The 14435-nt window shown below is 60.1% G+C and carries 12 protein-coding genes and 1 pseudogene; 9 read left to right on the top strand and 4 right to left on the bottom strand.

Annotated features, from left to right (window positions below):
- On the bottom strand, nt 1-238 hold a 238-nt coding region (locus tag IB248_RS11525), incomplete at its 3' end, for a transposase (RefSeq protein ID WP_192240801.1).
- A 98-nt stretch (nt 239-336) separates the two neighbouring features.
- Nucleotides 337-1542 carry a glutamine-hydrolyzing carbamoyl-phosphate synthase small subunit gene (carA, locus tag IB248_RS11520; protein ID WP_025659294.1) on the bottom strand — a complete coding sequence of 402 codons (1206 nt, stop codon included), beginning with the start codon at nt 1540-1542 and terminating at the stop codon, nt 337-339.
- A gap of 273 nt (nt 1543-1815) precedes the next feature.
- Here carA and IB248_RS11515 point away from each other — a divergent pair, with 273 nt between their 5' ends.
- Nucleotides 1816-2268 carry a GatB/YqeY domain-containing protein gene (locus IB248_RS11515; RefSeq protein WP_026371789.1) on the top strand — a complete coding sequence of 151 codons (453 nt, stop codon included), beginning with the start codon at nt 1816-1818 and terminating at the stop codon, nt 2266-2268.
- Here the strand turns inward: IB248_RS11515 and IB248_RS11510 are convergent, their stop codons facing one another.
- Entirely contained in the window at nt 2269-3147 is an 879-nt protein-coding gene (locus IB248_RS11510; protein ID WP_018857179.1) for a hypothetical protein, read from the bottom strand.
- 662 nt (nt 3148-3809) lie between these two features.
- Between IB248_RS11510 and dnaG the strand changes: the two genes are divergently transcribed.
- A complete protein-coding gene (gene dnaG, locus IB248_RS11505) occupies nt 3810-5795 on the top strand; it encodes a DNA primase (protein WP_169681521.1) in 1986 nt (661 codons plus the stop codon).
- Complete coding sequence (gene recQ, locus IB248_RS11500) at nt 5792-7648, top strand: DNA helicase RecQ (RefSeq protein ID WP_018857177.1); 1857 nt, start codon at nt 5792-5794, stop codon at nt 7646-7648. Before dnaG ends, recQ begins: the two co-directional genes overlap by 4 nt.
- Nucleotides 7649-7750: 102 nt before the next feature.
- Here the strand turns inward: recQ and IB248_RS11495 are convergent, their stop codons facing one another.
- Nucleotides 7751-8584: a universal stress protein gene (locus IB248_RS11495; RefSeq protein ID WP_018857176.1), complete on the bottom strand. Its 834-nt coding sequence runs from the start codon at nt 8582-8584 to the stop codon at nt 7751-7753.
- Nucleotides 8585-8778: 194 nt separating this feature from the next.
- Between IB248_RS11495 and IB248_RS11490 the strand changes: the two genes are divergently transcribed.
- From IB248_RS11490 to IB248_RS11465, 6 genes and pseudogenes are all read left to right on the top strand, one after another.
- The gene (locus tag IB248_RS11490; protein WP_018857175.1) at nt 8779-9966 is read left to right on the top strand and encodes a glycine C-acetyltransferase; all 1188 of its coding nucleotides are present in this window, start codon (nt 8779-8781) and stop codon (nt 9964-9966) included.
- Nucleotides 9967-9987: 21 nt separating this feature from the next.
- On the top strand, nt 9988-11025 hold the full coding sequence (gene tdh, locus IB248_RS11485) for an L-threonine 3-dehydrogenase (protein ID WP_018116225.1): 1038 nt from the start codon (nt 9988-9990) through the stop codon (nt 11023-11025).
- Nucleotides 11026-11034: 9 nt separating this feature from the next.
- Nucleotides 11035-11381, top strand: a pseudogene (locus IB248_RS11480) (GFA family protein).
- 56 nt (nt 11382-11437) lie between these two features.
- Entirely contained in the window at nt 11438-11713 is a 276-nt protein-coding gene (locus IB248_RS11475) for a hypothetical protein (RefSeq protein ID WP_156828755.1), read from the top strand.
- 126 nt (nt 11714-11839) lie between these two features.
- On the top strand, nt 11840-13891 hold the full coding sequence (gene rpoD / locus IB248_RS11470) for an RNA polymerase sigma factor RpoD (protein WP_007534225.1): 2052 nt from the start codon (nt 11840-11842) through the stop codon (nt 13889-13891).
- 210 nt (nt 13892-14101) lie between these two features.
- Nucleotides 14102-14395, top strand: coding sequence for a GYD domain-containing protein (locus IB248_RS11465; protein ID WP_018116303.1), 294 nt, complete (start codon nt 14102-14104; stop codon nt 14393-14395).
- Nucleotides 14396-14435: the final 40 nt, after the last annotated feature.

Here is a 14435-nt window from a genome sequence, read left to right as displayed (position 1 = left end):
CCAACTGACGCTCCGAGCGGATGCCGAACAGGTAGCCAATGAACAGCGCCTTGAACATCAAGGTCGGATCGAGCGGCGGGCGGCCGTTGTCGGCGCAATAAAGCCCCGCAACACGATCATGGATGAACGAAAAGTCGATCACCGCGTCGATCTTGCGCAGCAGGTGATCCTTCGGCACCAGACTGTCGAGCGTCACCATCTCAAGAGCCGTCTGGGTGGGGGCAGGTTTCTTCAACATGTCCCAATGAATCACAAACCCCCAGACGGTGCCAGGGGTTTGTCAGCAATCTGAGCCCGCTGGGAAGCGGGCTTTCGAATTGCGTGAAGGGATCCGTCTCAGCGCTCGGCGAGAGCTTCCTCGCCCTTCTTCGCGCGCACCAGATTGATGAAGCGACGGAAGAGGTAGTGGCTGTCCTGCGGGCCGGGGGAGGCTTCCGGGTGATGCTGCACCGAGAAGATCGGCTTACCAGCGACACGCAGGCCGCAGTTGGTGCCGTCGAAGAGGGAAACGTGAGTCTCTTCAACGCCATGGGGCAGAGACTTCGTGTCGACCGCGAAGCCGTGGTTCATCGAGACGATCTCGACCTTGCCTGTGGTGTGATCCTTGACGGGGTGGTTGGCGCCATGATGGCCCTGGTGCATCTTTTCGGTCTTGGCGCCGAGCGCGAGGCCGAGCATCTGGTGACCGAGGCAGATGCCGAAGACCGGGATGTCGGTCTTGATCAGCTTCTGGATAACAGGAACGGCGTATTCGCCTGTTGCGGCCGGGTCGCCCGGGCCGTTCGACAGGAAGATGCCGTCGGGCTGCATGGCAAGCACATCCTCGGCACTCGTCGTTGCCGGCATGACGGTGACCTTGCAGTCGAGGCCGGCAAAGAGGCGCAGGATGTTGCGCTTGACGCCGTAGTCGAGGCAGACGACGTGATACGTCGCATTTTCTGGGGTAAGCTCGCCGTAACCTTCGTTCCAGATCCACGGGGTCTGCGCCCACTGCGACGTTTGGCCTGACGAAGCGATCTTGGCGAGGTCGAGGCCTTCGAGGCCGCTCCACGCCTTGGCTTCCGCCTTCAGCGTCTCAACGTCGAACACACCGTTGGGGTCATGGGCGATAACGGCGTTCGGCGAGCCGTTTTCGCGGATCCAAGCCGTCAGCGCGCGTGTGTCGACACCGCAGAGGCCGATGATGCCGCGAGCCTTCAGCCAGGCATCGAGGTGCTTGACGGCGCGGTAGTTGGACGGATCGGTTATATCGGCCTTGAAGATGACGCCGACGGCGCCGTGGCGTGCTGCTGGCGTCAGGTCCTCGATGTCTTCGTCGTTGGTGCCGATGTTGCCGATATGCGGGAAGGTAAAGGTGACGATCTGGCCGAGATAGGAGGGGTCCGTCAGAATCTCTTCGTAGCCAGTCAGCGCCGTGTTGAAGACCACCTCAGCCTGGACCTTGCCGGTCGCGCCGATGCCCTTGCCTTCGATGACGGTTCCGTCTGCAAGAACGAGCAGGGCAGTCGGCTTTTCGGTTGTCCAGGGTGCTGTCGCGGTCATCTTCATCCCGTTTCCGGCAGCCACACGTCCTTGGGCAACGTTGGCCGGCCATTTGGTTCGCAAGCATATGCGCGCGGCAAGGCGCGCGCTCTCAGGCCTGATCACGAATTTTGGTGCAGGTGGCGGTAAATAGCCACGCTGTTGCGCGAGGTCAATCTTTGTAGCGCACATTCTGCGGGTTTTCTCGCGCTTTCTGCCGTCATTTTCCGCAATTTATTTGATCCCATGCATTCGCGTGGTTTATGAAGCGGCATTCAAACAGGAGTGATTATGATGTTGCGCGATCAACTCGCCGCCGCCCTCAAGGATGCCATGAAGTCCAAGAATGCCGAGCGGCTCTCGACCGTTCGCCTGATTCAGGCCGCCATCAAGGACCGGGATATTGCCAATCGTGGCGCCGGCAAGGAAGAAGCGAGCGACGACGAAATCCTGCAGATCCTCGCCAAGATGGTGAAGCAGCGCGACGAATCGGCGAAGATCTACGAAGAAAACGCGCGCCCCGAACTGGCCGCTAAAGAGCGTGCCGAAATTGCGGTGCTCCATGATTTCCTGCCGAAACAGCTTTCGGATGCGGAGGTTCGCAGCAACATTACCGCGATCATCGCGGAAATCGGCGCCGCCGGCCCGAAGGACATGGGCAAGGTGATGGCCGTCCTGAAGGAGCGCTATGCCGGCCAGATGGATTTCTCCAAGGCCTCCGGCGCCGTCAAGGAACAGCTGAACTAATCAGCGCAGGCTCGCCGTCTTTCTGGCGGCGAGCCCCAGAACCGCTTCTGCGGCAGCATCGACAATGGCGAATTTCGCGGCCTGATAACCCCAATACTCCATGATAAACGCGCGCGAAATCCAGGTATCGCCCTTATAGGGCGGTTGTGTCCAACCCACGCTTCCCATTTCGGATGCCGTCGTCAGCAGGCGCTTCAAATGCGTGTTGGAGATCATGAACTGGTCACGGATTTCCTTGAGCGACACGGGGCCGATGTGGGCCCGTTCCGAGTTGCGATCGAAGTTGTCGATACTGATCATAAGGTAGTCCATGATCAGGCCGCCGGAGTTTGCCCAGTTGAACAGATTGTATGTAGCGCCTGGGTCGCGCACGGCATCGCTATCGATAATCCCCTTGGAGATCAGCGGCTGCATCCTCGAGAAGGCCGAGGGGTCGGCATTCATCCGGTCCAGCCGATTGCCGCCGTCAAGACTGTCGAGAATAAAAAGGTGGGTGGCGAGCCACCTGTAAAAGTGTTCGTGAGCGGTTTCCGTCGGCTCCAACAGGCGCGTGCGCTTGTCGCTGGTACTCAAGACCGGACTAAGGAACCGGTAGGCTAGCATTTCCTGGATAAAGGCTGCGGCGGTATTGCGGCTCGCAATCTTGTTCGCAACGGCAAAGGCGATGAAACGGCGCGAATAAAGGCCGAGCTTCGGTTCGCCGGGATAGCCGAAGTGGAGTGCAAAGCCGGCATGGGCCATCAACCAGCGTTGCTGCGCGGCAAAGATCGATGCGATGCGCGGGCTCTCGCGGTAGATCGTCAGCATTTCGCGGGCGCAGTTCAGCACGGCCACGAAAAAGGCGTCGCTTTCTAAAAAATCCTCAACTCTATGTGGCATTCGATGATCCCGGTAGGATACTTTCATTGGGCATCGAAGGAGAACTGTCAATGCCATCCACTGCCCACAGCGGACATGGAGACATCGAAGATAAAACTTTTAGGTGAAATTATAGAAGGCAGGAGCTGGGGGTGCTCCTGCCTTCTTGCTCTTTGCTTCCGGTGGCGACGCAGGACCGAGATCCAAGCCACCGGTTACTCGCAAAGACACCCTTGCGAGGCGGCGCCGGGGGTAGGGATGGTGCCTCGCTTGGGGATCGCTTCTTTCCCATTGAAGTTATTGCGACGCGGCAACTGATTCAAATTACAAAAAAATAATGATTGGCGACGGGGCTGCCTTAGGTGTGGCAACCGCGATGGAGGCTACTGCGCGCCGACATGAAATTCGTCGGTCGGAGCAATTCGGAAGCCGTTGTTCCGAAATCGGTTTTTGACGATAGTCAAGAACTGAGACGGTCGGGACGCCTGCTTGCATACACGCAAAACGTGGGGTTATTGCCGTCAGTGTCGCACCCCCTGTCGCAGGGGCGGTAACGCAATTTTGAACACTCATTTCGGGAGAATTTTGAGCAGGCAATGGTCCTGTGAATAGCGCGGCTTTCGCCCAAATGCCGTGGCATCTGCGTATGAACCTGCTTATATGGACCCAATCAAGAGGTTCACATGCGCTTTTCCAATTCCTTTCTCGACGAGATACGCGATCGCGTGCCGATTTCGGACGTGATTGGCCGTCGTGTGAGCTGGGACAAGCGCAAGACCAACGTGTCGCGCGGCGACTATTGGGCCTGCTGCCCGTTTCACGGCGAGAAGTCGCCGAGCTTCCACTGCGAGGACCGAAAGGGGCGCTACCACTGCTTCGGCTGCGGCGTCACCGGCGATCACTTCCGCTTTCTCACAGATCTGGAAGGGTTGAATTTTCCGGAGGCGGTGCAGCAGATCGCCGACATGGCGGGCGTTGCCATGCCGGTTGCCGATCCGGTTATGGAGAAGCGCGAGAAGGAGCGCACTTCGCTTCTCGACGTGATGGAGCTTGCGACCAAGTACTTTCAGGATCAGTTGCAGACGGCAAACGGCGCGCGGGCGCGGGCTTATCTTCGCGACCGCGGGCTGACGGGACGCACGATCGAGACCTTCCGGCTCGGCTTTGCCCCCGATAGCCGAAACGCACTCAAGGAGTTTCTGGCGGGCAAGGGCATTGCCAAGGAACAGATCGAAGCATGTGGGCTGGTGGTCCATGGTCCCGAGGTGCCGGTCTCCTACGATCGCTTCCGCGACCGCATCATGTTCCCGATCCTGTCATCTCGCGAGAAGGTAATTGCGTTCGGGGGGCGTGCCATGTCGCCGGATGCGCCCGCGAAGTATCTCAATTCCAACGAGACAGAGCTGTTCCACAAAGGCAATGTGCTCTACAATTTCGCACGCGCCCGCCGGGCGACGCAGGGTGCGAACGGCGAGGGCACGATCATCGCCGTCGAAGGCTATATGGACGTGATCGCGCTGCATCAGGCCGGCGTCGAGAATGCCGTGGCGCCGCTCGGCACGGCATTGACCGAGAACCAGCTTGAACTCCTCTGGAAGATAACGCCGCAGCCCGTGCTTTGCTTCGATGGCGACGGCGCCGGCATTCGCGCCGCCAATCGCGCTGCCGATCTGGCGCTTCCGCATATCAAGCCGGGGCGCACCGTGCGCTTTGCCCTGTTGCCCGACGGCAAGGACCCGGACGATTTGGTGCGCAACGAAGGCCGTGCGCCCTTCGACAAGGTGATGAGCCAGGCCAAGCCGCTGGCAGAGATGATCTGGGGCCGTGAGATCAATACCGGGCAGTTCGAGACGCCTGAAGCGAAGGCCGAGCTCGAAGCGCGGTTGAAGCAGCTGGTTGGTGTCATTGCCGATGAGAATGTGCGCCGTCACTACCAGCAGGATATGCGCGACCGCCTGAACGGCTTCTTCCAGCCGCAATTCCAGAATCGCGGCAATGAGCGGCGAAGCTTTGATCGTGGCGGCGGACAATCCCGTGGCCGTGGCAACGAGGGGCCACGCGGCCCGCGCCTTTCCGGCGGAGGCATTTCCGATCGGCTCGCCCGCTCCGGTCTGGTTCGAGGCCACCAGGAGACGCCTGCCTTGCGCGAGAGCGTTCTGGCGCTGACAGTTATCAATCATCCGGCCTTGATGCAGGACGAGTATGACGAAATCGCCTCGATCGACTACGACAATCGCGAGCTTCAGCGGCTCTGGTCTGTCATGCTCGGCGCCGCCGCGGCCGTGGCCGGCCCGCACCTCACGCGAGAGCACCTGCTGGAGCGCATGGAAGAGCAAGGCTTCGGCTCATTGCTGCAGGGGCTCGAGCAGCAGATCCGCAATGCCCGCCTTTGGATCGCTACATCGGAGGCTGCGATGGAGGATGCGCGCGAAGGCTACCGGCAGGCGCTCGCCTTCCACAAACGCGCCAAAGCGCTGCGTTTCCAGAAGATCGAGCTCGAACGCGAGATCGCCGAGGCAACCGAGGCCGGCAACGGCGAGGTGATCGATCAGTTGATGCGCGCATTGCAGGAGGTTCATTTCGAGGGGCTTCGCTTAGAGAACCAGGAAGCGATCATCGATGGATTCGGCGTGCTCTCCGGCCGCGTCAAGGGAGCGGCTAGCCATTGAGGGATTCTACAGAGCAACTTTCTGCCGGCGATGCGCTGTTCGGCGCGGAGCGCTCGCCTCTTGGCATTCTTAACCGTGTCTATGGCTATCCGGCCTTCCGCGGCAAGCAGCAGCAGGTGGTGGAGCATGTCGTCGCCGGCGGCGATGCCGTCGTTCTCTTTCCGACGGGGGCCGGCAAATCGCTCTGCTTCCAGATTCCGGCGCTCTGCCGCGAAGGTGTCGGCATTGTCGTTTCGCCGCTGATTGCGCTGATGCGCGATCAGGTGGAGGCGATGAAGCAGCTCGGCATCAGGGCCGCGGCACTGAACTCGGCGCTGTCACGCGAGGAGTTCATCGAGGTTCGTCGCGCGATTGCCGCAGGCAAGCTCGATCTCCTTTACGTGACGCCGGAGCGCATTCTCATGGATGGCTTCCGCGACACGATCGGTAACGCGCGGATCTCGCTCTTCGCGATCGACGAGGCGCATTGTGTTTCCCAATGGGGCCATGACTTCCGCCCCGAGTATCGCGAGCTTGGCAAGCTGGCGGAGCACTACCCGGGTGTGCCGCGCATTGCGCTGACGGCGACGGCCGACTCGCACACCCGCGACGATATCGTCGAACGGTTGGCGCTGAACAATGCCCAGGTCTTTACGACCAGCTTCGATCGCCCGAACATTTCCTACGAAATCGTCGAGCGCGATCAGCCGCGCCAGCAGTTGCTGCGGTTTCTTTCCGGACACAAAGGCAACAGCGGTATCGTCTACTGTCTGTCCCGCGCCAAGGTCGAGGATACGGCCGAGTGGCTGAACGGGCAGGGCATTCGGGCGCTTCCCTATCACGCCGGCATGGACAGGGTGCTTCGCGATGCAAATCAGGATGCCTTTCTGAAAGAGGATGAGCTTTGCCTTGTCGCCACCGTCGCCTTCGGCATGGGGATCGACAAGCCGAATGTGCGCTACGTCGCGCATCTCGATCTGCCGGGCTCGGTCGAGGCGTACTACCAGGAGACGGGCCGCGCCGGGCGCGACGGCCTGCCTTCCGAAGTCTGGATGGCCTACGGCATGGCCGACGTCATCCAGCGCCGCCGGATGATCGACGACGGTGGTGCGGCCGACGAGATCAAACGCGTTGAGCGCTCCAAGCTGAACGCGCTGCTGGCGATCTGCGAAACCGCCTCGTGCCGCCGTCAGGCAATCCTTGCGCATTTCGGCGAGGCGCATGCCGGCAAGTGCGGTGGCTGCGATACCTGCCTGAAGCCGGTCGAGACCTGGGACGGGACGGAGGCAGCCATCAAGGCGCTTGCCGCGATCTACCGGACCGGCGAGCGGTTCGGCACCGGGCATGTCGTGGATGTGCTGCTCGGCAACGTCAACGAGAAGACTGAACGCTTCGGCCACACGACAATGCCGGTCTTTGGCGCCGGAAATGATCTGCCGGCCCGCACGTGGCAATCGGTATTCCGGCAATTGCTTGCGATGGGATTGGTCCGCGTCGACAATGAAGCGTTCGGCGCCCTGAAGCTCGAGGCGGAGGCCCGCGCCGTCTTCAAGCGCGAACGCCCGGTTTTCTTCCGCAAGGATCGTCCGGTTGCGGAACGACGTTCGAAACGAACGGCGCAGGTCGAGCGGCGCTCCGTTCTTTCAGGCGGAGACGGCGTGCTCTTCGAAGCCTTGCGCGCGGAGCGGACGGCGATCGCGCGCTCGCTCGGCGTGCCGCCCTATGTTGTCTTCCCCGATACGACACTCATCGCCTTCGCGACCGAGCGGCCGCGGACGCACAAGGAGATGCTCAACATCTCGGGGGTAGGCCAGTCGAAGCTCGAGCGCTACGGTGATGCGTTTCTGGATGTGATCCTCGGTCACGATGACTAGGCTGCGCCGAGGGTGACGGTTGGATCGGGCATGACATGCTGACGCTTTCAAGGTCTTTAGGATCCAAAGCCCCCCGTCTCGAGCCACGCGTTTTACCAAACTTTACCGAGATAGAAACATCGGAACGGTGCTGTCTTTCAGCATGGACTGTGTTACGCCACCGAAGAGGCGTTGCTGCAGGCGTGGGTGGTTATAGGCACCCATCACGATGAGATCTGCCGCGACATCGAGGGCGTGCTGCCTCAATGCCTCGTCCACCCGCCGTCCGCCGCTGGGCACGCGGTCAACTTCGACATTGATCCCATGCCGCGCAAGATAGGCCGCGATGTCGGCTCCAGGTTCCTCACCGTTTGCTGTTGCTGAAGAGACCGGATCAATAAGTGTCACGTGAACCGTGTCGCTGGCTTTCAGGAAATCCAGGGATTGCCGCGCCGCACGGGCGGCTTCGTTGCTGGAGTCCCAAGCAAGCAATACCGACTTCGGAGACGTCGTCATCGATCTCTTGGCGGGATTGATCAAAATCGGGGTCGGCGATTGAAAGAGTGCTCCGTCGATAACGCGTTTTCGCAGGGGCTCGTTGCGCGCCGTCTGAGCCTCGACAAGAACCAGGTCCGCATAAAGGGAACGTTCGGCGATGTCGTCATCGACCCAGGCGAACTCTGTGTAGATTTCCTGCACATCGCTTGAAAGATCGGCGTTCCGCAGTTCCGCTTTGACTGCCGCAGCTTCTTCGCCGAGGTGTTCGATTTCGCGCTGCTGCTCGTCGAGCCACGCTGTGGAGATCGCCTGGTATGTTGCGATCGCGGGCACGGCACCCATGCTCATCACAAGCGCTGTCAGATGTGCGTCGTGACCCTCGCAGAACTTCACGGCGTTGCTGAGGTCGTCGGCCCAATGGTCGACGCCGAGAACAGCTAGAACGGTTTTGATCGTCATTTTGACCCGCCTTTCTGTTGGATGAAGTTGATTCTACTCCTTTCGCGCCGACCTGCATTGATCTCTGTCAAAATCGTACCGCGGATATGCTTTGGCGAACTATGGCGGCGAAATCCGGCGTTGACGACGGCAAGACAGGCTCTTGGCTATGTGCTAGTGCAGGGCATCGGGAAACATCACAAGAAGGGCATTCAATGACCTCGGAATTCCTCTCCTACCTCCGCACCGAACTTGCCGCACTGAAGGATGCCGGACTTTACAAGTCCGAGCGCGTCATCACCTCCAAGCAGGCAGGCGAGATTGCCGTTGCCTCCGGCGAGCGCGTGCTGAACTTCTGCGCCAACAACTATCTCGGGCTCGCTGATAATGAGGAGCTTGTCGAAGCGGGGAAGAAGGCGCTCGACCGCTATGGCTACGGCATGGCGTCGGTGCGCTTTATCTGCGGTACACAGGAAGAGCACAAACAGCTCGAGGCCCGCATTTCCTCCTTCCTCGGCATGGAAGACACGATCCTCTATTCCTCTTGTTTCGACGCCAATGGCGGTCTCTTCGAGACGCTGCTCGGCGAGGAGGATGCAATCATCTCCGACGCGCTGAACCACGCCTCGATCATCGATGGCGTGCGTCTCTCCAAGGCGAAGCGCTTCCGCTATGCCAACAACGACATGACGGCGCTGGAGGAAGAGCTGAAGAAGGCGGAAGGCAGCCGCTTCAAGCTGATCGCTACTGATGGTGTCTTCTCGATGGACGGCATTATTGCCAACCTGCAGGGCGTCTGCGACCTCGCCGAGAAATATGGTGCGATGGTCATGGTCGACGACAGCCACGCCGTCGGCTTCGTCGGGAAGCATGGGCGCGGGTCAGCCGAGCATTGCGGGGTTGAGGGCCGGGTCGACATCATCACCGGCACGCTCGGGAAGGCGCTCGGCGGTGCCTCCGGCGGCTATACTTCGGCAAAGGCGGAAATCGTCGACTGGCTGCGGCAGCGGTCGCGCCCCTATCTGTTCTCGAACACGCTGGCACCGGTAATTGCGGCTGCGTCGCTCAAGGTCTTCGATCTCATCGAGAACGGTGATGCGCTGCGCGAGCGGTTGGCAGCCAATGCGGCGCTGTTCCGCTCCGAAATGACGAAGCTCGGCTTCACCTTGGCGGGCGAGGGGCATCCGATCATTCCTGTCATGCTTGGCGACGCCAAGCTGGCGCAGGACATGGCGGCGCTCATGTTGAAGAAGGGCGTCTATGTGATCGGCTTCTCCTTCCCTGTCGTGCCAAAGGGACAGGCGCGCATCCGCACGCAGATGTCGGCGGCGCATTCACGTGCAGATGTCGAGCGGACGATTGCGGCCTTTGCCGAAGCCGGCCGCGAACTCGGTGTCATTTAAAGGGTTTGGGAGAGTTAGATCATGTCGAACATGATGAAGGCGCTGGTCAAGGCGAAGCCGGAGGTGGGGCTTTGGATGGAACATGTCCCGGTTCCCGAGGTCGGACCGAACGACGTGTTGATCAAGGTGAAGAAATCCGCGATCTGCGGTACCGATGTCCATATCTGGAACTGGGACCAGTGGGCGCAGAAGACCATTCCTGTGCCGATGGTCGTCGGCCATGAATTCTGCGGCGAGATCGCTGAGATCGGCTCGGCGGTTACGAAATACCATGTCGGTGAACGTGTTTCCGGCGAGGGGCATATCGTCTGCGGCAAGTGCCGCAACTGTCGTGCGGGCAGGGGCCACCTCTGCCGCAACACGCTCGGCGTCGGCGTCAACCGCCCCGGCTCGTTCGGAGAGTTCGTCTGCATTCCCGAGGCGAATGTGGTGCCGATTCCGGACGATATTTCCGATGAGATCGCCGCGATCTTCGACCCGTTTGGCAACGCGGTGCATACAGCTCTTTCCTTCGATCTCGTCGGCGAGGATGTGCTTGTCACCGGCGCGGGCCCGATCGGCATCATGGGGGCGCTGGTCGCCAAGCGATCGGGCGCCCGCAAGGTGGTCATAACAGACATCAACCCGCATCGGCTTGATCTCGCCCGCAAGCTCGGCATCGATTATGTCGTCGATGCCTCGAAGGAGAACCTCACCGACGTGATGAAGTCGATCGGAATGACCGAGGGCTTCGACGTCGGGCTTGAAATGTCCGGCGCTGCGCCGGCCTTTCGCGACATGATCGACAAGATGAACAATGGCGGCAAGATCGCGATCCTCGGCATTGCGCCTGCCGGCTTCGAGATCGACTGGAACAAAGTCATCTTCAAGATGCTTAACCTGAAGGGCATCTACGGTCGCGAGATGTTCGAGACTTGGTACAAGATGATTGCTTTCGTGCAGGGCGGGCTGGATTTGTCGCCCGTTATCACGCACCGGATCGGGATCGATGAGTTCCGGGAGGGATTCGAGGCGATGCGCTCGGGCAATTCAGGCAAGGTGGTTATGGACTGGAACTGAGGAGGATCGATGCAGTACGAAGGAAGCTGCCATTGCGGCAACATCGCATTTGAGGTGGAGGGGAGTTCACCTCCGCCCTTGATTGCAATTGTTCGCTATGCCGACGGCGCGGAGGGCTGCTCGCCTTCGTTCCCCGCGACAAGTTCACCCTGAGAACGCCGCGTGAGAAGCTGTCCACCTATACGTTCAATACCCACACGATCCAGCACCGCTTTTGCGGCACTTGCGGCATCGCTCCCTTCGCGGAAGCTAAGATGCCTGACGGTGCTGAGATGGCCTGCATCAACGTTCGCTGCATTCCCGCTGTTGATCTTGCAAGTCTGGAGATCCAGCCCTGGGATGGGCAGTCGCATTAAGCTTCGACGGAGGTCGAACAAAACAAACGGCGGGCACGTCGAATCTTGGCGGCGACTTGGCTGTTCAGGAAGAATGCCTGCTGCCCTTGTCTTCTCGTGGTGACATCCTATTTATGGTTGGCAATCGCTTGGGCGGTTCCGGGCCTGTGGATAAGGCTTTTTCCGGGTTTTGTGAGGCTTTTTTGCTAGAAAAGCTTGACGAGAACAAAAAATGTGGGAATCACCGTTCGACTTGGAAAGCGGTGAACTGGGTCAAGGGCGGATCGCACAACCATGGCCGGACATTTGATGACAATGAAGCTCTGTCGTCCGGCGCCGGCAATCGTGGTTAATCAGGCATTAAATCTCATCCCGTTAGGTGAGACTAGGTGATTCGAGACGGTCGTTTGCGGCGTATCGGCTGCGTGCGGCCGTTCACTGCGACGAGTTTGAATAGCGTCAGGAAGGCGACGACATAAATGGCAACCAAGGTCAAAGAAAACGAAGAAGCGGAAGTCGAACGCGACGGCGGCACCGACGGCCCTCTTCTCGATCTTTCCGATGACGCGGTCAAGAAGATGATCAAGGCCGCGAAGAAGCGCGGCTATGTAACGATGGACGAGTTGAACGCCGTCCTGCCGTCAGAAGAAGTGACGTCCGAGCAGATCGAAGACACGATGTCGATGTTGTCGGACATGGGCATCAACGTCATCGAAGACGAAGAAGCCGAGGAAGCCACGGCCGGCGGCGACGATGATGATTCCGGCTCCGACGACGAGAGCGAAGGCGGCGAGCTCGCACCTTCCGGCGGCACTGCCCTTGCGACCGCCAAGAAGAAGGAACCGACCGACCGCACCGACGATCCGGTTCGCATGTATCTGCGCGAAATGGGCTCGGTGGAGCTGCTGTCGCGCGAAGGCGAAATTGCGATCGCAAAGCGCATCGAGGCCGGCCGCGAAACCATGATCGGCGGCCTCTGCGAAAGCCCGCTGACGTTCCAGGCGCTGATCATCTGGCGCGATGAGCTCAACGAAGGCACGACGCTGCTTCGCGAGATCATCGACCTCGAAACCACCTATTCCGGCCCGGAAGCCAAGGCTGCACCGCAGTTCCAAAGCCCCGAGAAGATCGAGGCTGACCGCAAGGCCGCCGAAGAGAAGGAAAAGACGCGCCGCGTCCGTTCTGGCGACGACGACATCACCAATGTCGGCGGCGAAGGCCTTCCTCCGGAAGAGGAAGAAGAAGACGAAGACGAGTCCAACCTGTCGCTCGCCGCTATGGAAGCGGAACTGCGCCCGCAGGTCATGGAAACGCTCGACATCATCGCCGAGACCTACAAGAAGCTGCGCAAGCTTCAGGACCAGCAGGTCGAGCAGCGGCTCGCTGCCACCGGCACGCTGTCGTCTGCCCAGGAGCGCCGGTACAAGGAGCTCAAGGATGAGCTCATCAAGGCCGTCAAGTCTCTGTCGCTGAACCAGAACCGCATCGACGCCCTCGTCGAGCAGCTTTACGACATTAACAAGCGCCTCGTTCAGAACGAAGGCCGCCTGCTGCGTCTCGCTGAATCCTACGGCGTCAAGCGCGACTCGTTCCTCGAGCAGTATCAGGGCGCCGAACTCGATCCGAACTGGATGAAGTCGATCGGCAATCTGGCGGCACGCGGCTGGAAGGAATTCGCCAAGGGCGAAAACACGACGATCCGCGACATCCGCCAGGAGATCCAGAATCTCGCAACGGAAACCGGCATCTCGATCTCGGAATTCCGCCGCATCGTGCACATGGTGCAGAAGGGCGAGCGCGAAGCCCGCATCGCCAAGAAGGAAATGGTCGAAGCGAACCTTCGCCTCGTCATCTCCATCGCCAAGAAGTACACGAACCGTGGTCTGCAGTTCCTCGACCTCATTCAGGAGGGCAACATCGGCCTGATGAAGGCGGTCGACAAGTTCGAATACCGCCGCGGCTACAAGTTCTCGACTTACGCGACGTGGTGGATCCGTCAGGCGATCACCCGTTCCATCGCCGACCAGGCCCGCACGATCCGTATTCCGGTGCATATGATCGAAACGATCAACAAGATCGTCCGCACGTCGCGCCAGATGCTGCACGAAATCGGTCGCGAGCCGACACCGGAAGAACTGGCCGAAAAGCTTGCCATGCCGCTCGAAAAGGTCCGCAAGGTCCTGAAGATCGCCAAGGAGCCGATCTCGCTCGAAACCCCTGTCGGTGACGAAGAGGATTCACACCTCGGCGATTTCATCGAGGACAAGAACGCGCTGCTGCCGATCGACGCCGCCATCCAGGCGAATCTGCGCGAAACGACGACTCGCGTTCTGGCATCACTGACGCCGCGCGAAGAGCGCGTGCTGCGCATGCGTTTCGGCATCGGCATGAACACCGACCATACGCTCGAGGAAGTCGGTCAGCAGTTCTCGGTTACCCGCGAACGTATCCGTCAGATCGAAGCGAAGGCGCTGCGCAAGCTGAAGCACCCGAGCCGTTCGAGAAAGCTTCGCAGCTTCCTGGACAGCTAAGCTTCCACCTTCGACTGGAAACATCCAAGAGCCGGGCCCTGTGCCCGGCTTTTGCTTTTCTGGCACCCTTGCGGGCCGTGGCATTTCTTGTTGTCGCATGGGGACAGGAGTAAGGTAGACACTACGGGGGACAGGACCGACCACAGCGCGTGAGCGAAGGTCGCCATAGCCTGTTGCGTAGGGCCAAGACCCTCCGGTGGGAGGTGTGCAATGACCACTTACATCGTGCTTATTAATTGGACGGATCAGGGAATTCGCAACGTTCGCGACTCGGCAAAGCGCCTGGACGCGGCAAAGAAGCTGCTTGGCGACATGGGCGGCTCCTTCCAGAATTTCTTCCTTACCTTGGGCGATCACGACATGGTTGCTGTCTGCGAGGCGCCTGACGATGCTGTCATGGCGCGCTTCGGGCTGTCGCTTGGGATGGCGGGTAATGTGCGCACCAAGACTTTAAAGGCGTTTCCGGAGGCTGCCTATCGCGAGATCATAGGCTCGCTCGGATAGCCCTTGACCTTCTCGCAGAGGCGAATACGCGCAAACATGT

The organism is Rhizobium sp. RHZ01, assembly GCF_014851595.1.
In the GTDB taxonomy this organism is placed as follows: Bacteria; Pseudomonadota; Alphaproteobacteria; order Rhizobiales; family Rhizobiaceae; genus Rhizobium; species Rhizobium altiplani.
The sequence above is the reverse complement of the archived record's forward strand: the minus strand, read 5'-3'. Positions and strand labels throughout refer to the sequence as shown.

What these genes read in the sequence shown, in the direction of transcription:
- carA (WP_025659294.1), bottom strand. Translation starts at nt 1,542, where the DNA reads ATGACCGCGACAGCACCCTGGACAACCGAAAAGCCGACTGCCCTGCTC.
- IB248_RS11515 (WP_026371789.1), top strand. Translation starts at nt 1,816, where the DNA reads ATGTTGCGCGATCAACTCGCCGCCGCCCTCAAGGATGCCATGAAGTCC.
- IB248_RS11510 (WP_018857179.1), bottom strand. Translation starts at nt 3,147, where the DNA reads ATGCCACATAGAGTTGAGGATTTTTTAGAAAGCGACGCCTTTTTCGTG.
- dnaG (WP_169681521.1), top strand. Translation starts at nt 3,810, where the DNA reads ATGCGCTTTTCCAATTCCTTTCTCGACGAGATACGCGATCGCGTGCCG.
- IB248_RS11495 (WP_018857176.1), bottom strand. Translation starts at nt 8,584, where the DNA reads ATGACGATCAAAACCGTTCTAGCTGTTCTCGGCGTCGACCATTGGGCC.
- IB248_RS11490 (WP_018857175.1), top strand. Translation starts at nt 8,779, where the DNA reads ATGACCTCGGAATTCCTCTCCTACCTCCGCACCGAACTTGCCGCACTG.
- tdh (WP_018116225.1), top strand. Translation starts at nt 9,988, where the DNA reads ATGTCGAACATGATGAAGGCGCTGGTCAAGGCGAAGCCGGAGGTGGGG.
- rpoD (WP_007534225.1), top strand. Translation starts at nt 11,840, where the DNA reads ATGGCAACCAAGGTCAAAGAAAACGAAGAAGCGGAAGTCGAACGCGAC.
- IB248_RS11465 (WP_018116303.1), top strand. Translation starts at nt 14,102, where the DNA reads ATGACCACTTACATCGTGCTTATTAATTGGACGGATCAGGGAATTCGC.